At 66.1% G+C, this 19,237-nt stretch carries 18 protein-coding genes; 17 read left to right on the top strand and 1 reads right to left on the bottom strand.

Annotated features, from left to right (window positions below):
- Positions 1-21: 21 nt before the first annotated feature.
- The 12 genes from nuoH to DYS74_RS19110 all read left to right on the top strand — a co-directional run bounded on the left by nuoH (position 22) and on the right by DYS74_RS19110 (position 12,050).
- Positions 22-1,059, top strand: a complete 1,038-nt coding sequence (gene nuoH, locus DYS74_RS04500; RefSeq protein ID WP_113901020.1) for an NADH-quinone oxidoreductase subunit NuoH — start codon at positions 22-24, stop codon at positions 1,057-1,059.
- 3 nt (positions 1,060-1,062) lie between these two features.
- Positions 1,063-1,554 (top strand): NADH-quinone oxidoreductase subunit NuoI, encoded by a 492-nt coding sequence (gene nuoI, locus DYS74_RS04495; protein WP_121531349.1) that lies wholly within the window; start codon positions 1,063-1,065, stop codon positions 1,552-1,554.
- A complete protein-coding gene (locus DYS74_RS04490; RefSeq protein WP_113901018.1) occupies positions 1,551-1,961 on the top strand; it encodes a carboxymuconolactone decarboxylase family protein in 411 nt (136 codons plus the stop codon). The genes nuoI and DYS74_RS04490 overlap by 4 nt, the downstream gene beginning before the upstream one ends.
- Positions 1,958-2,560 carry an NADH-quinone oxidoreductase subunit J gene (locus tag DYS74_RS04485; RefSeq protein WP_121531347.1) on the top strand — a complete coding sequence of 201 codons (603 nt, stop codon included), beginning with the start codon at positions 1,958-1,960 and terminating at the stop codon, positions 2,558-2,560. Before DYS74_RS04490 ends, DYS74_RS04485 begins: the two co-directional genes overlap by 4 nt.
- Positions 2,561-2,623: 63 nt before the next feature.
- Positions 2,624-2,929, top strand: a complete 306-nt coding sequence (nuoK, locus tag DYS74_RS04480; RefSeq protein WP_121531345.1) for an NADH-quinone oxidoreductase subunit NuoK — start codon at positions 2,624-2,626, stop codon at positions 2,927-2,929.
- Positions 2,930-2,935: 6 nt separating this feature from the next.
- Positions 2,936-5,044, top strand: a complete 2,109-nt coding sequence (gene nuoL, locus DYS74_RS04475; protein ID WP_121531343.1) for an NADH-quinone oxidoreductase subunit L — start codon at positions 2,936-2,938, stop codon at positions 5,042-5,044.
- Positions 5,044-6,579 carry an NADH-quinone oxidoreductase subunit M gene (locus DYS74_RS04470; RefSeq protein WP_121531341.1) on the top strand — a complete coding sequence of 512 codons (1,536 nt, stop codon included), beginning with the start codon at positions 5,044-5,046 and terminating at the stop codon, positions 6,577-6,579. Before nuoL ends, DYS74_RS04470 begins: the two co-directional genes overlap by 1 nt.
- Positions 6,580-6,592: 13 nt before the next feature.
- Positions 6,593-8,032: an NADH-quinone oxidoreductase subunit NuoN gene (gene nuoN / locus DYS74_RS04465; RefSeq protein WP_121531339.1), complete on the top strand. Its 1,440-nt coding sequence runs from the start codon at positions 6,593-6,595 to the stop codon at positions 8,030-8,032.
- Positions 8,022-8,783 carry a biotin--[acetyl-CoA-carboxylase] ligase gene (locus DYS74_RS04460; RefSeq protein WP_281272450.1) on the top strand — a complete coding sequence of 254 codons (762 nt, stop codon included), beginning with the start codon at positions 8,022-8,024 and terminating at the stop codon, positions 8,781-8,783. Before nuoN ends, DYS74_RS04460 begins: the two co-directional genes overlap by 11 nt.
- Before the next feature lie 10 nt (positions 8,784-8,793).
- Positions 8,794-9,570 (top strand): type III pantothenate kinase, encoded by a 777-nt coding sequence (locus DYS74_RS04455; RefSeq protein ID WP_121531335.1) that lies wholly within the window; start codon positions 8,794-8,796, stop codon positions 9,568-9,570.
- Between the two features lie 47 nt (positions 9,571-9,617).
- Positions 9,618-11,243: a ribonuclease J gene (locus tag DYS74_RS04450; RefSeq protein WP_121531557.1), complete on the top strand. Its 1,626-nt coding sequence runs from the start codon at positions 9,618-9,620 to the stop codon at positions 11,241-11,243.
- A gap of 234 nt (positions 11,244-11,477) precedes the next feature.
- Positions 11,478-12,050 (top strand): uracil-DNA glycosylase family protein, encoded by a 573-nt coding sequence (locus DYS74_RS19110; RefSeq protein ID WP_121531333.1) that lies wholly within the window; start codon positions 11,478-11,480, stop codon positions 12,048-12,050.
- Positions 12,051-12,196: 146 nt separating this feature from the next.
- On the opposite strand, the gene DYS74_RS04440 is transcribed toward DYS74_RS19110, so the two are convergent.
- Positions 12,197-13,744: a DEAD/DEAH box helicase gene (locus tag DYS74_RS04440; RefSeq protein ID WP_121531331.1), complete on the bottom strand. Its 1,548-nt coding sequence runs from the start codon at positions 13,742-13,744 to the stop codon at positions 12,197-12,199.
- A 228-nt stretch (positions 13,745-13,972) separates the two neighbouring features.
- Between DYS74_RS04440 and argS the strand changes: the two genes are divergently transcribed.
- Genes argS through scpB form a run of 5 tightly spaced genes read left to right on the top strand, consistent with a single transcriptional unit; the run spans position 13,973 to position 19,236 of the window.
- Positions 13,973-15,718 (top strand): arginine--tRNA ligase, encoded by a 1,746-nt coding sequence (gene argS / locus DYS74_RS04435; RefSeq protein WP_121531329.1) that lies wholly within the window; start codon positions 13,973-13,975, stop codon positions 15,716-15,718.
- Between the two features lie 54 nt (positions 15,719-15,772).
- A complete protein-coding gene (locus DYS74_RS04430) occupies positions 15,773-16,810 on the top strand; it encodes an SPOR domain-containing protein (RefSeq protein WP_121531327.1) in 1,038 nt (345 codons plus the stop codon).
- Entirely contained in the window at positions 16,810-17,814 is a 1,005-nt protein-coding gene (nagZ, locus tag DYS74_RS04425) for a beta-N-acetylhexosaminidase (RefSeq protein ID WP_121531325.1), read from the top strand. The genes DYS74_RS04430 and nagZ overlap by 1 nt, the downstream gene beginning before the upstream one ends.
- Positions 17,807-18,607: a segregation and condensation protein A gene (locus tag DYS74_RS04420; protein ID WP_121531323.1), complete on the top strand. Its 801-nt coding sequence runs from the start codon at positions 17,807-17,809 to the stop codon at positions 18,605-18,607. Before nagZ ends, DYS74_RS04420 begins: the two co-directional genes overlap by 8 nt.
- The gene (scpB, locus tag DYS74_RS04415) at positions 18,604-19,236 is read left to right on the top strand and encodes an SMC-Scp complex subunit ScpB (RefSeq protein WP_121531321.1); all 633 of its coding nucleotides are present in this window, start codon (positions 18,604-18,606) and stop codon (positions 19,234-19,236) included. The genes DYS74_RS04420 and scpB overlap by 4 nt, the downstream gene beginning before the upstream one ends.
- Position 19,237: the final 1 nt, after the last annotated feature.

Below are 19,237 nucleotides of genomic sequence, written 5' to 3'. Positions count from 1 at the left end.
CAAGGCGGTCTGAGGGACAAAATGGCTGAGTTTCTTGCAACACCTTTTGGCACTTTCCTGCTCATCCTCGGGCAGTGCCTTCTGGTCACGGTCTGCATCCTCGTGGCGCTGGCCTTTCTGATGTATGCCGACCGCAAGGTCTGGGCGGCGGTGCAGATCCGTCGCGGTCCGAACGTGGTGGGCCCCTTCGGCCTGCTGCAGAGCTTCGCCGACTTCCTGAAGTATATCGTGAAGGAAATCGTCGTGCCGGCGGGCGCCGACAAGGCGGTCTACTTCATCGCGCCGATGCTGAGCTTCATCCTGCCGGTGATCGCCTGGGCGGTGATCCCGTTCAACACCGGCTGGGTGATCTCGGACATCAACGTCGCGATCCTCTACATCTTCGCGGTCTCGTCGCTTGAAGTGTACGGCGTGATCATGGGGGGCTGGGCGTCGAACTCGAAATACCCGTTCCTCGGCTCGCTGCGCTCGGCCGCGCAGATGATCTCCTACGAGGTCTCGCTCGGCCTGATCATCATCGGCGTGATCATCTCGACCGGCTCGATGAACTTCGGCGCGATCGTCGAGGCGCAGAAGACCAGCTATGGCATCTTCGGCTGGTACTGGCTGCCGCACCTGCCGATGGTGGCGCTGTTCTTCATCTCGGCGCTGGCCGAGACCAACCGTCCGCCCTTCGACCTTCCCGAAGCTGAATCGGAACTCGTCGCCGGTTATCAGGTCGAATACAGCTCGACGCCGTTCCTGCTGTTCATGATCGGCGAGCTGATGGCGGTGGTGCTGATGTGCGCGCTCGTGTCGCTGCTGTTCCTCGGCGGCTGGCTCAGCCCGATCCCCGGCCTGCCCGACGGCGTGCTGTGGCTGGTGGGCAAGATGCTGCTGTGCTTCTTCATCTTCGCGATGGTGAAGGCGATCGTGCCGCGCTACCGCTACGACCAGCTGATGCGGATCGGCTGGAAGGTGTTCCTGCCGATGTCGCTCGCCTGGGTGGTGATCGTGGCATTCCTGGCGAAATATGAGGTCCTCGGCGCCTTCTGGGCCCGCTGGACGATGGGGGGCTGATCCATGGCTTTCGATTACGCACGCGCGGCCAAATACTTCCTGCTGTTCGACTTCTTCAAGGGTTTCGGCCTTGGCATGAAGTACTTCGTGGCGCCCAAGCCCACGATCAACTACCCGCACGAGAAGGGGCCGATCAGCCCGCGCTTCCGCGGCGAGCATGCGCTGCGCCGCTATCCGAACGGGGAAGAGCGCTGCATCGCCTGCAAGCTGTGCGAGGCGATCTGCCCCGCCCAGGCGATCACCATCGATGCCGAACCGCGCGAGGACGGCTCGCGCCGCACCACGCGCTACGACATCGACATGACGAAGTGCATCTACTGCGGCTTCTGCCAGGAAGCCTGCCCGGTCGATGCGATCGTCGAGGGGCCGAACTTCGAATTCGCCACCGAGACCCGCGAGGAGCTGTTCTACGACAAGGCGAAGCTTCTCGATAACGGCGCCCGCTGGGAATCCGAGATCGCCCGCAACCTCGAGCTGGATGCGCCCTACAGATGACCGAGGAATTCTCGAAACTGTTCTCGGCGATGATGGAGCAGGGGGCCGAGATGGCCCGCCTGTTCAACCCGGCTTTGGAAAGTTTCAATCCCGTCGCCTTCGAAAAGCTCATCCCCACCATGTCGAAGGACATGATGGAGATGTGGTTCGGCAAGACCTTCAACCGCGAGGGGCTGGACGCGCGCACGCGCCTTCTGGTGACGATCGCGGCGCTCACCGTGCTGGGCGCGCAGGCGGATGCACAGCTGCGTCTGGCCATCCGCCACGCGATGGAGGCGGGCGCCTCGCAGCGGGAGATCGCCGAGGTGATCTTCCAGATGAGCATGTTCGGCGGCGTTCCCGCCATGACCCGGGCGCTGGAGATCGCGCGTTCGGTGTTTGACGAAAAATCGGGGGAAAACACATGACGGTGTTTGCATTCTACCTCTTCGCCGCGGTCGCGGTGGTCGCGGGCCTGATGGTGGTCCTGTCCAAGAACCCCGTGCATTCGGTGCTCTGGCTGATCCTGACCTTCCTCTCGGCCTCGGGGCTGTTCGTGCTTCTGGGCGCGGAATTCGTCGCGATGCTGCTGATCATCGTCTATGTCGGCGCGGTCGCGGTGCTCTTCCTCTTCGTGGTGATGATGCTCGACGTCGACTTCGCCGCGCTGAAGGGCGAGCTGGTGCGCTACATGCCGCTCGGCCTGCTGATGGGCGTCATCATGCTGCTGATGCTCGGCATGGGCTTCGGCGCCTGGCAGTCGGCCGACGGCGCGCAGGCGCTGCATGCGGCGCCCACCCCCGAGGGCGTGCAGAACACCGAGGCGCTCGGGCTGCTGATCTATGACAAGTACATCTACCTCTTCCAGGCGGCGGGTCTGATCCTGCTCGTGGCGATGATCGGGGCGATCCTGCTGACGCTGCGCCACCGCACCGACATCAAGCGGCAGAACGTGCTCGCGCAGATGCACCGCGATCCGGCGAAGTCGCTCGAGCTGGTGGATGTGAAACCGGGGCAGGGGCTGTGATGAGCTGCTGCGACGAACGAAACGGGCAAGGGAAAACGGGGCGCGCGCTCCGGAGGGACAGCGATGATCGGACTTGAACATTATCTGGGCGTGGCGGCAGCGCTGTTCGTCACCGGGATCTTCGGGATCTTCGTGAACCGCAAGAACGTCATCGTCATCCTGATGTCGATCGAACTGATGCTGCTTGCGGTGAACATCAACCTCGTCGCCTTCTCGTCCTTCTCGGGCGATCTGGTGGGGCAGGTCTTCACGATGTTCGTGCTGACCGTGGCCGCCGCCGAGGCGGCGATCGGCCTCGCGATCCTCGTGGTCTTCTTCCGCAACCGCGGCTCGATCGCCGTGGAAGACGTCAACGTGATGAAGGGGTAAGTGCTCATGGAAACGATCATTCTTCTGGCACCCCTTCTGGGGGCGGTCGTCGGCGGCTTCGGCTGGCGGCTGATCGGCGAGAAGGGGGCGATGGCACTGACCACGGGCCTCCTGTTCCTCGCCTGCGCGCTGAGCTGGGTCACCTTCCTCGGCTTCGACGGCGTCACCCGCCACATCCACCTGTTCGACTTCATCCGCTCGGGCGCGCTCGATGTCAGCTGGGGCATCCGGCTCGACCGGCTGACCGCGATCATGCTGATCGTCGTCACCACGGTCTCGGCGCTGGTGCACCTCTACAGCTGGGGCTACATGGCGCATGACCCGGCCTGGGGCCATGACGAGGCCTACAAGGCGCGCTTCTTCGCCTATCTGTCGCTCTTCACCTTCACCATGCTGTCGCTGGTGACGGCGGACAGCCTGGTGCAGATGTTCTTCGGCTGGGAAGGCGTGGGTCTCGCGTCCTACCTGCTGATCGGCTTCTACTACAAGAAGCCCTCGGCCGGCGCCGCGGCGATCAAGGCCTTCGTGGTCAACCGCGTCGGCGACTTCGGCTTCCTGCTCGGCATGTTCGCGATCTTCTACCTGACCGGCACGCTGAAGTTCGACGAGGTCTTCGCGGCCGCGCCGACGCTGGCGCAGGAGAACCTGCACTTCCTGTGGCGCGACTGGAACGCGGCGAACCTGATCGGCTTCCTGCTGTTCATCGGTGCCATGGGCAAATCGGCGCAGCTTCTGCTGCACACCTGGCTGCCGGACGCGATGGAAGGCCCGACCCCGGTGTCGGCGCTGATCCACGCCGCGACCATGGTGACCGCGGGCGTGTTCCTCGTTTCGCGGATGTCGCCGCTTTACGAATTCGCCCCGCAGGCGAAGATGTTCATCGTCTACATCGGCGCCACCACCGCCTTCTTCGCGGCGACCGTGGGCCTCGTGCAGAACGACATCAAGCGCGTCATCGCCTATTCGACCTGTTCGCAGCTTGGCTACATGTTCGTGGCCGCGGGCGTCGGCATCTATTCGGCGGCGATGTTCCACCTGCTGACCCACGCCTTCTTCAAGGCGATGCTGTTCCTCGGCGCGGGCTCGGTGATCCACGCGATGCACCACGAGCAGGACATGCGCAACTACGGTGCGCTGCGCAAGAAGATCCCCTTCACCTACTGGATCATGGTGATCGGCACCCTCGCCATCACCGGCGTCGGCGTGCCGCTGACCTCGTTCGGCCTCGCGGGCTTCCTGTCGAAGGACGCGATCATCGAGAGCGCCTTCGGATCCGGCTCGGGCTATGCCTTCTGGATGCTGGTGATCGCCGCGGGCTTCACCTCGTTCTACTCGTGGCGTCTGATCTTCATGACCTTCTTCGGCAAGGAGAAGGGCGATCACCACACCCACGAGCACGCGCATGAAAGCCCGATGGTGATGCTGGTGCCGCTTGGCGTGCTGGCCATCGGCGCGATCTTCGCCGGCATGGTCTGGTACAACAGCTTCTTCGGTAATCACGACAAGATGCTCGCCTTCTTCGGCATGCCGCAGCACGAGGCGCAGATGGCCGAGGCCGGGACCGAGGCGATGCCGGAAGGCGTCGCGACCGAGGCGCCGGCGGCCGAGGGCCATGCCGTTGCCGCGACCGAAGGTCATGCGGTGGCCGAGGGCCACGCACCGCAGGGCGCGATCTACATGAGCGAGGAGAGCACCAAGGTGATGGAAGACGCCCATGCGGCGCCGACCTGGGCCAAGGTCTCGCCCTTCATCGCGATGCTGATCGGTCTGACGCTGTCGTGGCTGTTCTACATCGTCAATCCGGCGCTGCCGGCGAAACTCGCCAAGGCGCAGCCGGTGCTCTACCGCTTCCTGCTGAACAAGTGGTATTTCGACGAGCTCTACAACGTCATCTTCATCCGTCCCGCCAAGTGGCTCGGCGCCTTCTTCTGGAAGAAGGGTGACGGCGCCACCATCGACGGGGCGATCAACGGGGTCGCGCTTGGCATCGTGCCGGCGCTGACCCGCCTCGCCGGCCGCGTCCAGTCCGGCTATCTCTTCCACTACGCCTTCGCCATGGTCATCGGCATCGTGGTGCTCATGTTCTGGGTCGTCCTGACCGGGGGGTCTCACTAATGGAAAACCTTCTTTCCATCATCACGTTCACTCCCCTGGTATCGGCGGCGATCCTGGCGCTGGTGCTGAAGGGCGGGACGCCCGCGGCGGACCGCAATGCGAAATGGGCGGCGCTGCTGATCACCTCGGCGACCTTCCTGATCTCGCTCTTCCTGCTCGGCGGCTTCGACGCCTCGAACACCGGCTTCCAGTTCGTCGAGGACCGCGACTGGATCATGGGCCTGAAGTACAAGATGGGCGTCGACGGGATCTCGATCCTGTTCGTGCTGCTCACCACCTTCATCATGCCGCTGACCATCGCCTCGGCCTGGCACGTCGAGAAGCGGGTCAAGGAGTACATGATCGCCTTCCTCGTGCTCGAGGGGCTGATGATCGGCGTGTTCACCGCGCTTGATCTGGTGCTGTTCTACCTGTTCTTCGAAGCCTCGCTGATCCCGATGTTCCTGATCATCGGCATCTGGGGCGGGCCGAACCGGATCTACGCGACCTTCAAGTTCTTCCTCTACACCTTCCTCGGCTCGGTGCTGATGCTGGTGGCGATGGTCGCGATGTACATGGAAGCGGGCACCACCGACATCGTCACGCTGCTGACCCACAAGTTCCCGACCGACAGCTTCGCCGTGCTGGGCTTCCACGTCGTGGGCGGCATGCAGACGCTGCTGTTCCTGGCCTTCTTCGCCTCCTTCGCGGTGAAGATGCCGATGTGGCCGGTGCACACCTGGCTGCCCGACGCGCACGTTCAGGCGCCGACGGCGGGCTCGGTGATCCTGGCGGCGGTGATGCTGAAGATGGGCGGCTACGGCTTCCTGCGCTTCTCGCTGCCGATGTTCCCGGTGGGCTCCGAGGTGCTGACCCCGGTGGTGTTCTGGATGTCGGCGATCGCCATCGTCTACACCTCGCTCGTCGCGCTGGCGCAATCCGACATGAAGAAGCTGATCGCCTATTCGTCGGTGGCGCACATGGGCTATGTCACCATGGGCATCTTCGCGGCGAATCAGCAGGGCGTCGACGGCGCGATCTTCCAGATGCTGAGCCACGGCTTCGTCTCGGGCGCGCTTTTCCTTGCGGTCGGCGTGATCTATGACCGGATGCACACCCGCGAGATCGACGCCTATGGCGGGCTTGCGGTGCGGATGCCGCGCTATGCGCTGGTCTTCATGTTCTTCACCATGGCCAACATCGGCCTGCCGGGCACCTCGGGCTTCATCGGTGAATTCCTCACCATGATGGGCACCTTCCAGGTCAACACCTGGGTGGCGCTGGTGGCGGCGACGGGCGTGATCCTCTCGGCTTCCTACGCGCTGTGGCTCTATCGCCGCGTCGTCTTCGGCGAGCTGATCAAGGAGAGCCTGAAGACGATCCAGGACATGAGCACCCGCGAGAAGGCGATCTTCGCGCCGCTGATCGCGGCGACGCTGATCCTCGGCTTCTGCCCGAACCTGATCCTTGACATCATCGGGCCTTCGGTGGCCCAGCTGATCCAGAACTATCACGCCAGCCTGCCCGCCGATCTCGCGGCGCTCGCCGGTCACTGAGGGAGAAAAAACGATGACTTCTGCGGATTTCTCCACGGTCCTGCCGGAGTTCCTGCTGGCCGTCTATGCGATGGCGGCGCTGCTCTTCGGCGTCTGGACCGGCAAGGACAAGACCGGCCCGGCGATCCTGTGGGCCACCGTCGCGGTGATGCTGGTCTTCGGGTTCTGGATCGGGGTCAGCGGCTCGGGGGCGCGTGACGCCTTCGGCGGGCTCTTCATCGACGATCCCTTCGCGCGCTTCTCGAAGGTCGCGATCCTGTTCTCGGCTGCCGCCATCCTCGCGATGAGCGCCGATTACCTCGTGCGCCGCGGCCTGCTGCGCTTCGAGTTCCCGATCCTCGTCGTGCTGGCCACCATCGGCATGATGATGATGGTCTCGGCGGGCGACCTGATGTCGCTCTATCTCGGCCTCGAGCTGATGTCGCTGTCGCTCTATGTCGTCGCCGCCCTGCGTCGCGACTCCGAGCGCTCGTCGGAAGCCGGTCTGAAATACTTCGTGCTGGGCTCGCTCAGCTCGGGTCTGCTGCTCTATGGCGCCTCGCTGACCTACGGCTTTGCCGGCACCACGAACTTCGCCGGCATCATCTCGGTGGTCGAGGCCGGTCACCTGCCGCTCGGCGTGCTGTTCGGCATGGTGTTCATGATCGCGGGTCTCGCCTTCAAGGTCTCGGCGGTGCCGTTCCACATGTGGACGCCCGACGTCTACGAAGGCTCGCCGACCCCGGTGACCGCCTTCTTCGCCACCGCGCCGAAGATGGCCGCGATGGCGCTGATCGCGCGGCTTGTCTATGACGCCTTCGGCCATGTGCCGAGCGACTGGGGCCAGGTGCTCGCGATCGTCGCCGTGGCCTCGATGTTCCTCGGCGCCGTCGCCGGGATCGGGCAGAAGAACATCAAGCGCCTGATGGCCTATTCCTCGATCACCCACATGGGCTTTGCGCTGATGGGCGTTCTGGCCGGGACCGAGGCGGGTGTCAGCGCGACGCTGATCTACATGTCGATCTACATCGCGATGAACGTCGGCGTCTTCTCCTTCATCCTGGCGATGGAGCGCGACGGCCAGCCGGTGACCGACATCTCGGCGCTGAACATGCTGTCGAAGGCGGAGCCGCTGAAGGCGCTGGCGCTGCTGGTGCTGTTCTTCTCGCTGGCCGGTGTGCCGCCGATGCTCGGCTTCTTCGCCAAGTTCGCGGTGATCAAGGCGGCGCTCTTCGCGGGCTACACCTGGGTTGCGGTGCTGGGCGTCGTCGCCTCGGTGATCGCGGCCTTCTACTACCTGCGCATCGTCTACTACATGTACTTCGGCACCGAGACCGAGGCGCTCGACAGCCGGATGCCGGCGGTGCAATGGGTGCTGCTGATGGCCTCGGCGCTGGTGATGGTCGCAGGGGCGATGAACCTCTTCGGTCTCGAGGGCGCCGCGCAGGCGGCGGCAGCGGCACTTGTCCACTGATCGCACCGAATGGCCTGAGGGCGTGGCGCGCCACGTCCTCGGCCGGGTGGACAGCACCATGTCCGAAGCGGCCCGGCTGGCCCCGCATCTTGCGGGGCCTGCGTGGATTCTGGCCCTTGACCAGACCGGCGGCCGCGGCCGCCGCGGCCGGCCCTGGCGGATGCCCGCGGGCAATTTCGCCGCCACCTATGTCTTTCATCCGCAGGTGAGCCCGCAGCAGGCGGCGCTTTACTCCTTCGTCGCGGCGCTCGCGCTCGAGGAGGCGCTGTCGCGCGTCGCCGGGCCGCATGCGCGGCTGACGATCAAATGGCCGAACGATGTGCTGCTGAATGGCGGCAAGATCGCGGGGATCCTGCTTGAAAGCCTGGGGCAGGGCGGCCGGATCAGCCAGCTTGCCATCGGCATCGGCGTGAACCTGGCCGAGGCGCCCGATCCGGGCACGCTCGAGGCGGGCGCGATGGCGCCGGTGAGCCTGCGCGCCGAAACCGGCCTGGTGATCTCGCCCGAGGAATTCCTGACCCATCTGGCCGTGGCCTTCGACCGGCTGGCGCGGCAATTCGCGACCCAGGGCTTCGCGCCGATCCGCGCCGCCTGGCTCGCCCGCGCCGCGCGTCTTGGCGAGCGGCTGGTGGCGCGCACCGGAACCGAGACGCATGAGGGCGTCTTCGAGACGATCGACGAGACCGGCGCGATGATCCTGCACACGGCGGGCGGGCGGATGGCGATTTCCGCCGCCGAGATTTTCTTCTGAGGGGGGAGTGATGCTTCTCTGCATCGACTGCGGCAACACGAATACGGTGTTCTCGATCTGGGACGGCGAGAGCTTCGTCTCGACCTGGCGCATCGCCACCGATCACCGCCGCACCGCTGACGAATATTTCGTCTGGCTCAACACGCTGAAGAAGCTGCACGACATCGACGGCAAGGTGACCGAGGCGATCATCTCCTCGACCGTGCCGCGGGTGGTGTTCAACCTGCGCGTGCTGTGCAACCGCTATTACGACTGTCGTCCGCTCGTCGTCGGCAAGCCGGGATGCGAGCTGCCGGTGGCGCCGCGCGTCGATCTCGGCACCACGGTCGGGCCCGACCGGCTGGTGAACACCGTCGCGGGCTATGACCGGCACGGCGGCAATCTGGTCGTCGTCGATTTCGGCACCGCGACCACCTTCGACGTGGTCGATGACGACGGCGCCTATATCGGCGGGGTGATCGCGCCCGGTGTGAACCTCAGCCTCGAGGCGCTGCACATGGCGGCCGCGGCGCTGCCTCATGTCGACATCACCCACCCCGAGCGGGTGATCGGCACGAACACGGTTGCCTGTATCCAGTCGGGCATCTACTGGGGCTATATCGGCCTTGTCGAGGGCATCGTGCGGCAGATCCGGGCCGAGCGCGATCGTCCGATGCGGGTGATCGCCACCGGCGGTCTGGCCTCGCTCTTCGATCAGGGCTTCGATCTCTTTGACAAGGTCGAGGATGACCTTACCATGCACGGGCTGCGGCTCATCAACGATTACAACAAGGGGCTTGGCGCGTGAGTGACCGTCTGATCTATCTTCCCATCGGTGGTGCCGGCGAAATCGGCATGAACACCTATGTCTACGGCTACGGGCCCGAGGGGAAGGAGCGGCTGATCGTCATCGACCTTGGCGTGACCTTCCCGGACATGGACAGCACCCCGGGGGTGGATGTGATCATGGCCGACAGCGCCTGGCTCGAGCAGAACGCGGCGCGGATCGAGGCGATCTTCATCACCCATGCGCACGAGGACCACATCGGCGCGCTGCCGCACCTGTGGCCGCGGCTGAAGAAGACGATGTATGCGCGCAAGTTCACCGCCCGCATCGGCGCGCTGAAGATGGAAGAGGCGGGGCTGCCGAGCGACGTGCTGAAGGTCGTCGAGCCGCGCCCGCAGGTGATCGAGGCCGGCCCCTTCAAGGTGCAGTTCGTGCCGCTGAGCCATTCGATCCCGGAAAGCTCGGCGCTCATCATCGACACGCCCGCGGGGCGGATCGTGCACACCGGCGACTTCAAGCTCGACGGCTCGCCCGTCGTCGGCGAACCCTTCGATCCGATGGTCTGGCACGAGATCGCGCATGAGGGGCAGGGGGTGAAGGTGCTGGTCTGCGATTCGACCAACGTCTTCTCGCCCTCGCCGGGCCGGTCCGAGGCGACGCTGGTCGAGCCGCTGCGCGAGATGATCGCGGCGCAGAAGGGGATGGTGGTCGCCACCACCTTCGCCTCGAACGTGGCGCGTCTGAAGACGCTCGCCGAGGCCGGCAAGGCCGCGGGGCGCTCGGTCTGCCTGCTCGGCCGCGCGATGAAGCGGATGGTCAGCGCGGCCGAGGAAACCGGCGTGCTGATCGGCATGCCCGGCACGATCTCGGCCGAGGATGCGGTCGAGGTCGGGCGCGAGAACCTGATGCTGATCGTCACCGGCAGCCAGGGCGAGCGGCGCGCGGCGACGGCACAGCTCAGCCGCGGCAAGTATCTGGGCCTCGAGATGAAATCGGGCGACAGCTTCCTGTTCTCGTCGCGCGTGATCCCGGGCAACGAGCGCGGCGTGATCCGCATCATCAACGCCTTCTCCGAGATGGGCGTCGACGTGATCGAGGATCACAACGGCCGCTATCACGTCTCGGGCCATGCGAACCGCCCCGATCTCGAGGCGGTGCATGACCTGCTGCGGCCGCAGATCCTGATCCCGATGCACGGCGAGCACCGCCACCTGCGCGAACATGCGAAGCTCGGCACGGCGAAGGGGATCGCCTCGGAAGTGGCGACGAACGGCATGATGATCGACCTGACCGGCCCGGCGCCGAAGGTGGTCGAATATATCGAGACCGGGCGGATCTATCTGGACGGGTCTGTGCTGATCGGCGCGATGGACGGGGTGATCCGCGACCGCATCCGCATGGCGCTGAACGGCCATGTGCTGATCACCGTGATCGTCGACGAGGACGACGCTCCGCTCGGCGATGCCTGGGTCGAGCTGATGGGCCTGTCGGAAACCGGCCGCAACGGCGCCGATCTGGTCGAGCGGCTGGAGGACGAGCTGGCCGAATTCCTCGAACGCGCCTCGGCCAAGGTGGTGGCGAGCGACGACAAGATGGACGAGGCGCTGCGCCGCATCGTGCGCCAGGTGACGATGGAAGAGATCGGCAAGAAGCCCGAGGTGACGGTCGTCGTCTCGCGGCTGATGGCGGAGTGAGGCGGGGGGATTCGCCCCGTCTCGCGCCATGAACTCTGCCCTTCCGGCCGCTTCAGGGCAACCGGAGGGGCCATGGATCGGAGTGCATTGCCCGCTCCGAGCTCTTCGTCTCTTTCGACAGCATACTTCACGCGTGTTTGATATTATCTTATTGTCTTTACTGTGAGCTAAGAGTTTTTGGCGAGCAATAGGTGCGATCATAAGGCTCTTCAGTAGGTATTTGGGGGCGCAAGTATGTGCGTGAATAATATAGATTTTCGCCGGGGAGACTTGTTTCCAAATTTGGTGTTTCTTGGTGCCTGCCCCGGACAGGAGGAAGAGAATGCCGTCCCACAACGCCCATTTGCCGGACGCTCTGGCGCGAACCTATCTATCCTCCTTCAAGTTCTTCACGATTTAGAAAATAAAGGAATCTTTGGGCTTCGCGCGAGTGACTTCAGCACGACGAATGTTGATCATTATACCCTGATGAATTCTCATGCAGCTGCTAGGTGGCCTGCCAGAGACGGAAGATCAATTCCACGGATGTTAGAGGTTCAGGACCCCGAAAATATTCAAAGGCTCACAAGACAACTAAGATTTGTCAACGCGAGAGTCATTATCGGCTTGGGGAGACCAATCGATAATAGACATCTGGCTCAACGTCGCAGAGATAGCGCTCCGATGAGGGCCATTCGAATGTTGGCGGAGAGCAATGCGAATATCTCGTTTCTTGTCACCGGACACCCTTCCCCTAGGGCAATCAATCGCTTCGCTCAGGGAAATGCCGCGCAATGGTTTAGAACAATGTTGCACCGGTTTCCGTGACAATGATCGCCGGCTGCGTCCACTAAGCCGACCTTTATGGGCATGCGGCGGCTCTGTCCTCATAAGCGTCCGGAACGAACGGACCTTCTCAAATGAAAACCCCGGGCGATGGCCCGGGGTCTTGTGTTTTCGCGCTGTGGAAGGGATCAGCCTTCCGAGGTTTCCTCGACCTCCTCGGTCACCGTCGCCGGTTTCGAGGGGCGGAAGGGGCGCAGCAGGAAGTCGGGGACGTGATCGCCCATGCCGACGACGACGGGCCCGGTGTCGCGGTCGCGCGGGCGCGAACGATCCCGCTCGCGGCGGTCGTCGCGACGCTCATCCCGACGCTCGTCGCGGCGTTCCTCGCGCTTCGGCGCCTCGGCCACCGGGGCCTCGACGACGGCCTCGACCACCGGCTCGGCGATGACGACGGGGCGGGCCTCGTCACGGTCGCGATCGCGCGAGCGCGAGCGGGTGCGCGTGCGCGAACCCCCGCGGGCCGAGGACCGGCCGTCCTTTTCCTCGTAGACTTTCGGCTCGCGATGCGTGGCATCGCTCAGCGTGAAGCCCTCGGGCGCCTCGGCGCGCGGAATGGTGATCTTCACCAGATGCTCGATGGCGCCGAGGTATTTCTCGTCCGACGGCGTCGCGATCGAATAGGCGGTGCCCAGACGGCCGGCGCGGCCGGTGCGGCCGATGCGGTGGACGTAATCCTCGGCATGGCTCGGCAGGTCATAGTTGAAGACGTGGCTGACCGCCGGAATGTCGAGCCCGCGCGCGGCGACGTCGGAGGCGACGAGCAGTTGCAGCTTGCCGTCGCGGAACGCATCAAGCGTCTTCGTGCGCACGCTCTGCTCAAGATCGCCGTGGATCGGAGCGGCATCGAAACCGTGCGATTTCAGCGATTTCGCGACGATGTCCACATCCGACTTGCGGTTGCAGAAGATGATCGCGTTGGTGCAGGCCTCGCCCTCGGCCTCGATCAGCGCGCGCAAGAGCTCGCGCTTGGCCTTGGCGGTCTGGTCCTTGCGCGGCGGCACGATCTCGACCAGCTTCTGCGTGATGGTTTCCGAGGTCGTCGCCTGGCGCGCCACCTCGACGCGGGCGGGCGCGTGCAGGAAGGTGTTGGTGATGCGCTCGATCTCGGGCGCCATGGTGGCCGAGAAGAACAGCGTCTGCCGGGTGAAGGGGGTGAGCTGGAAGATCCGCTCGATATCCGGGATGAAGCCCATGTCGAGCATCCGGTCGGCCTCGTCGACGACCATGATCTGCACGCCGGTGAGCAGCAGCTTGCCGCGCTCGAAATGGTCAAGCAGACGGCCGGGCGTGGCGATCAGCACGTCGACGCCCCGGTCGATGAGCTTGTCCTGCTCGGCGAAGGACACGCCGCCGATCAACAGCGCCTTCGTCAGCTTGGTGTATTTCGCGTAAAGGTCGAAGTTCTCGGCCACCTGCGCCGCCAGTTCGCGCGTCGGCGCCAGCACCAGCGAGCGCGGCATCCGGGCGCGGGCGCGGCCGGTGGCGAGGCGGGTGAGCATCGGCAGGGTGAAGGAGGCGGTCTTGCCCGTGCCGGTCTGGGCGATGCCCAGCACGTCCTTGCCCTCGAGCGCGGGAGGGATCGCCCCCTCCTGAATCGGCGTCGGCGCCTCGTAGCCCGCCTCTGCGACGGCCTTCAGCACATTGGGATCAAGGTTCAGTTCAGAAAACTTCGTCATTTGCGTCCTTGCGGCGTGATCGCTTCACGCGGTGGGGGGGGACGCAAATCTCCGGGCGTCCCGGGCGAGAGCCGCCGGGGTGCGGCTGAAAACCCCCTACTGCAAAGCGCGGGAAAGGTCAACAAACTGCACGAAAAATGCGTCCTTTGCGGGGCGGGGCTGCGGGGGCGGCGGTTGACGGCGCGCGCGGGCTCTGGCAGGGGAAGAGGCAACAGAGGAAACCTGAAAATGAACCTGTTTGCCGAGATGCGCGCGGGCGTGATCGCCGCGCTGGACCAGATGACCGCCGAGGGCACGCTGCCCGAAGGGCTCGACTTCGCCGCCGTGACGGTGGAGCCGCCGCGAGATGCCGCGCATGGCGACATGGCGACGAACGCCGCGATGGTGCTGGCAAAGGCCGCAGGCAAGAAGCCGCGCGAGATCGCCGATGCGCTCGCCGCGAAACTGGCTGCCGATCCGCGGGTGAGTGCGGCCGAGGTCGCCGGGCCCGGGTTCCTGAACCTGCGTCTCGCGCCCGCCGTCTGGGCCGACGTCACGCGGGCCGTTCTGGCCGAGGGCACCGCCTATGGCCGTTCGGACCTCGGGCAGGGGATCAAGGTCAACGTCGAATTCGTCTCGGCGAACCCGACCGGGCCGATGCATGTGGGCCATACCCGCGGCGCGGTCTTCGGCGATGCGCTCGCGGCCCTTCTGGCCTTCGCAGGCTATGACGTGACGCGCGAATATTACATCAACGACGGCGGCGCGCAGGTGAACGTGCTCGCGCGCTCGGCCTTCGAGCGCTACCGCGAGGCGAACGGGCTCGAGCCCGAGATCCGCGAGGGGCTTTATCCGGGCGATTACCTGATCCCGGTCGGCGAGGCGCTGAAGGCCAAGTATGGCGACAGCCTGCTGAACAAGCCCGAGGAGGTCTGGCTCGCCGATGTGCGCGAATTCGCCACCGCCGAGATGATGGCGATGATCCGCGAGGATCTGGCGCTTCTGAACGTGAAGATGGATGTCTATTCCTCGGAAAAGGCGCTTTACGGCACCGGCAAGATCGAGGGCGCGCTGAAGCGGCTCGAGGATCTCGGGCTGATCTACGAGGGCGTGCTCGAACCGCCGAAGGGCAAGCTGCCCGAGGATTGGGAGGAGCGCGAGCAGACCCTCTTCCGTTCCACCCAGTTCGGCGATGACGTCGACCGGCCGGTGAAGAAGTCGGATGGCAGCTGGACCTATTTCGCCCCCGACATCGCCTATCACTGGACGAAGATCGAGCGCGGCTTCGAACAGCTGATCGACGTCTTCGGCGCCGACCACGGCGGCTATGTGAAGCGGATGAAGGCGGCGGTCGCGGCGCTGAGCGAGAACAAGGTCTCGCTCGACATCAAGCTGATCCAGCTGGTGAAGCTGTTCAAGAATGGCGAGCCCTTCAAGATGTCGAAGCGCGCGGGCACCTTTGTCACCCTGCGCGACGTGGTCGAACAGGCCGGCGCCGACGTCACCCGCTTCCACATGCTGACCCGCAAGAACGACGCGGCGCTCGATTTCGACTTCGACAAGGTGCTCGAGCAGTCGAAGGACAACCCGGTCTTCTACGTGCAATATGCCCATGCCCGGGTCTCCTCGGTGCTGCGCAAGGCGCGCGAGCTGGGCTTTGACGTCTCGGATGCGGCGCTGGCCGCGGCGGACCTCTCGGGCAACACCCACGAGGCGGAGCTGGTGCTGGCGAAGAAGATCGCCGAATGGCCGCGTCTGGTCGAGATCGCGGCGCGCGCGAACGAGCCGCACCGCATCGCCTTCTACCTCTACGAGATCGCCTCGGACCTGCATGCGCTGTGGAATCGCGGCAATGACGAGACCTCGCTGCGCTTCGTGCAGGAGGGCGACGCCGCCGCCACATCGGCGAAAATCGCCCTTGCCCGGGCCTGTGCCGTTGTCATTTCGGCCGGTCTTGGTATTCTTGGCGTGACCCCGGCGGAAGAGATGCGCTGAAGCGCGCCGCGCCGGGAGAGGCAACATGCCGGGTGAACCGGCGGCGAGGCGAGCATGGCAAGCAATTACGACCGCGACAGCGGCGGATATGGCTATGAGGGCGGCGGGCACGAGCCCGGCGCCCCGCATGGCATTGCCGAGCCGGTCTCCCGCTGGGTGCAATATGCCGGTGCCGCGACCTCGATCGCGCTGATCCTCGGGGTCGTGGTATGGGGCTACAGGCTGGCGGTGCGCGATGTCTCGGGGGTGCCGGTGATCCGCGCGCTCGAAGGCCCCGCCCGCATCGCGCCCGAGGATCCGGGCGGCGATCTGGCCCGCCATGTCGGTCTGTCGGTGAACGAGGTTGCGGGCACCGGCCTTGCCGCGCCCGCGCCCGAGCGCGTGGTGCTTGCCCCCGATCCGGAGCGACTGACCGATGACGACGGCCCGATGTCGGCGCTGCGCCCGCTGCCCGATGTGACGCGGCCGGCGCGTGCCGCCGCGCCGGAAGACCCGGTGCCGGCCGCCGCGCCGGTGGCCGAGCTGCCCGAGGGCAGCGCCGTCGCGATCGATGCCGAGGCGGTGCCCGATCCGGCCGCCGAGGCTGCGGAAGCGGATATCGTCGCGGGTGTTGCCGCGCCCGCCGCCGTGATCCCGCCTGCCGCCAAGCCCGCCGCCGCACCGGCCCCATCCGCCAGCGCGGTGATCCCGAAGACGGTGCCCGGCGTCGCCCGCTCGCCGCGGCCAATGAAGCGCCCGGCGAAGGATCTTGTCGCCAGCGCCGCGGCGAGCGACACCCCGGGCAACCGCCCGACGGCGAAGCCCAGGGCCGTGACCGAGGTCGAGCCGGCGAAGCTGGCCGAGGGCACGCGCGTGGTGCAGATCGGCGCCTTCGACAGCCCCGAGATCGCACGCAAGGAATGGGACCGCATCGCCGCCCGCTTCGACCCGCTGCTTGATGGCAAGCAGCGCATCGTGCAGAAGGCGACCTCCGGCGGGCGCGATTTCTGGCGCCTGCGCGTCGCGGGCTTCGGCAATGTCGACGAGGCGCGCCGCTTCTGTGCGGCCCTCGTCGCCGAGGGTGCGAACTGCATCCCGACGCTGGCGCGCTGATGGCGAGCGGAGCGACGATCCTTGGCTGCGCCGGCGCGCAGCTTGACCGCGACGAGGCCGCCTTCTTCCGCGAGGCGGACCCGTGGGGCTTCATCCTCTTTGGCCGCAATGTCGAGACGCCCGAGCAGATCCGCCGCCTGACCGGCGATCTGCGCGCCGCCGTCGGCCGCGAGGCGCCGATCCTGATCGACCAGGAGGGCGGGCGGGTGCAGCGGCTGCGCGCGCCGCACTGGCGCGAATGGCTGCCGCCGCTCGATCAGGCCCTTGCCGCCGGTGCCGCCGCCCCGCGCAGCTTCTGGCTGCGGGCGCGGATCATGGCGGACGAGCTGCGCGCGCTTGGCATCGACGCGAATTGCGCGCCGACCTGTGACATCGCCGGCCCGCGCACGCACCCGTTCCTGCGCAACCGCTGCTTCGGCACCGACCCCGCGACGGTGATCGCCAATGCCCGCGCCACCGCCGAGGGGTTCCTTGCCGGCGGCGTGCTGCCGGTGATGAAGCACATGCCGGGCCATGGCCGGGCCGAGGCCGACAGCCACCTGCATCTGCCGGTGGTCGACGCCCCTGCGGCCGAGCTGGCCGAGACCGATTTCGCGCCCTTCCGGGCGCTCGCCGACCTGCCGATGGGGATGACCGCCCATATCCGCTTCACCGCCTTTGACGATGCGCCGGCGACGCAATCGTCGCGGATGATCGGGCTCATTCGCGACGAGATCGGTTTCGACGGCCTCCTGATGACCGACGACATCGGCATGGAGGCGCTGGCGGGCAGCATGGGCGAGCGTGCCGCCGCCTCGATCGCGGCGGGCTGTGACCTCGTGCTGCATTGCAAGGGCGACCGGGCCGGGATGGAGCCCGCGGTTGCCGCCGCCGGCCGGCTGTCGCCCGCCGCCGCCGCCCGTGCCGAGGCGGCGCTTTCCCGGCGCCTGCCGCCCGAGCCCGTTGACATCCGCGCCCTTGAAGCCGAGCTTGAGGCTTTGCTGGGCGGCACGGCACATGGCTGAGGATCCGATCCACCTGTTCGAGGCGACGAGCGTTTCCGAGCGGCTGGCCGCCGAGGCGCTGATCGTCGATGTCGACGGCTTCGAAGGGCCGCTCGACCTTCTCTTGATGCTTTCGCGCACGCAAAAGGTCGATCTGCGCAGGATCTCGGTCTTGCAGCTGGCCGAGCAATACCTGCGTTTCGTCGAGGAGGCGAAGGCGCTGCGGATCGAGCTTGCGGCCGATTATCTGGTGATGGCGGCCTGGCTCGCCTTCCTGAAATCGCGCCTGCTGCTGCCGCCCGACCCGACGGCCGACGGCCCCTCGGCCGAAGACCTTGCCGCGCACCTCGCCTTCCAGCTCGAACGCCTCTCGGCGATGCGCGAGGCGGCGGCAAAGCTGATGGCGCGCGACCAGCTCGGTCGCGACTTCTTCGCCCGCGGCGAGGAGGAAAGCGTCGAGCGGGTGCGGCGCGTGACCTATACCGCCTCGCTTCTCGAGCTGATGCAGGCCTATGCCCGGATCCGCACCCGCGACGAGTTCCGCCCCTATGCCTTCGACCGCAAGGACCTGATGACGATGGAGCAGGCGCTAGAGCGGCTGCGCCCGATCCTTGGCGAGGTGGTGGACTGGACCGACCTCATGCACTATCTGCCCGAGGGATGGCAGCTTGACCCGAAGCGGCGCCGCACCGCCGCCGCCGCCACCTTCGCGGCCTCGCTCGAGCTGGCGAAACAGGGCCGGATCGAGATCCGTCAACGAGAGACCTTCGCGCCGATTTCGATCCGCGCAAGAACCACGCCGAGGCAGGGATGACCGGGACACCGCAGGAGAAATCGCTGTTCGAGGCGCCGCCGATCGCCGAGCAGGAACGGATGGTCGAGGCGATCCTCTTCGCCGCGCCCGAGCCCGTGACCCTGCGCGAGATGGAGGCGCGGATGCCGCATGGCTGCGACGCGGCCGAGGCGCTCGCCTATCTGCGCCGCCGCTACGAGGGGCGGGGGGTGCATGTGGTCAGGGTCGGCGACGCCTGGGCCTTCCGCACCGCGCCCGATCTCGGCTTCCTGATGCAGAAGGAGACGGTCGAGCAGAAGAAGCTCAGCCGCGCCGCGATCGAGACCCTCGCCATCGTCGCCTATCACCAGCCCGTCACCCGCGCGGAGATCGAGGAGATCCGCGGTGTGGCGGTGTCGCGCGGCACCATCGACCAGCTTCTGGAACTCGACTGGATCCGCTTCGGCCGGCGCCGGATGAGCCCGGGGCGCCCGGTGACCTTCGTGGTGACCGAGACCTTCCTCGACCATTTCGGCCTCGAAAGCGCGCGCGACCTGCCCGGGCTGAAGGAGCTGCGCGCGGCCGGGCTGCTTGACAGCCGGCCGATGCCGGGCACCGATGAGGAAGACGAGGAAATCACCGGCCAGACCGAACTCTTCGAGGAGGAGTGAC

Origin of the sequence: Paenirhodobacter hankyongi (genome assembly GCF_003664585.1) — a bacterium.
Lineage (GTDB): Bacteria > Pseudomonadota > Alphaproteobacteria > Rhodobacterales > Rhodobacteraceae > Rhodobacter > Rhodobacter hankyongi.
Note: the sequence above shows the minus strand (reverse complement) of the source record. Positions and strands in the feature narration are given on the sequence as shown.

Coding starts and splice junctions, on each gene's coding strand:
- nuoH (WP_113901020.1), top strand. CDS start 22: ATGGCTGAGTTTCTTGCAACACCTTTTGGCACTTTCCTGCTCATCCTC.
- nuoI (WP_121531349.1), top strand. CDS start 1,063: ATGGCTTTCGATTACGCACGCGCGGCCAAATACTTCCTGCTGTTCGAC.
- DYS74_RS04490 (WP_113901018.1), top strand. CDS start 1,551: ATGACCGAGGAATTCTCGAAACTGTTCTCGGCGATGATGGAGCAGGGG.
- DYS74_RS04485 (WP_121531347.1), top strand. CDS start 1,958: ATGACGGTGTTTGCATTCTACCTCTTCGCCGCGGTCGCGGTGGTCGCG.
- nuoK (WP_121531345.1), top strand. CDS start 2,624: ATGATCGGACTTGAACATTATCTGGGCGTGGCGGCAGCGCTGTTCGTC.
- nuoL (WP_121531343.1), top strand. CDS start 2,936: ATGGAAACGATCATTCTTCTGGCACCCCTTCTGGGGGCGGTCGTCGGC.
- DYS74_RS04470 (WP_121531341.1), top strand. CDS start 5,044: ATGGAAAACCTTCTTTCCATCATCACGTTCACTCCCCTGGTATCGGCG.
- nuoN (WP_121531339.1), top strand. CDS start 6,593: ATGACTTCTGCGGATTTCTCCACGGTCCTGCCGGAGTTCCTGCTGGCC.
- DYS74_RS04455 (WP_121531335.1), top strand. CDS start 8,794: ATGCTTCTCTGCATCGACTGCGGCAACACGAATACGGTGTTCTCGATC.
- DYS74_RS04450 (WP_121531557.1), top strand. CDS start 9,618: ATGAACACCTATGTCTACGGCTACGGGCCCGAGGGGAAGGAGCGGCTG.
- DYS74_RS19110 (WP_121531333.1), top strand. CDS start 11,478: ATGTGCGTGAATAATATAGATTTTCGCCGGGGAGACTTGTTTCCAAAT.
- DYS74_RS04440 (WP_121531331.1), bottom strand. CDS start 13,744: ATGACGAAGTTTTCTGAACTGAACCTTGATCCCAATGTGCTGAAGGCC.
- argS (WP_121531329.1), top strand. CDS start 13,973: ATGAACCTGTTTGCCGAGATGCGCGCGGGCGTGATCGCCGCGCTGGAC.
- DYS74_RS04430 (WP_121531327.1), top strand. CDS start 15,773: ATGGCAAGCAATTACGACCGCGACAGCGGCGGATATGGCTATGAGGGC.
- nagZ (WP_121531325.1), top strand. CDS start 16,810: ATGGCGAGCGGAGCGACGATCCTTGGCTGCGCCGGCGCGCAGCTTGAC.
- DYS74_RS04420 (WP_121531323.1), top strand. CDS start 17,807: ATGGCTGAGGATCCGATCCACCTGTTCGAGGCGACGAGCGTTTCCGAG.
- scpB (WP_121531321.1), top strand. CDS start 18,604: ATGACCGGGACACCGCAGGAGAAATCGCTGTTCGAGGCGCCGCCGATC.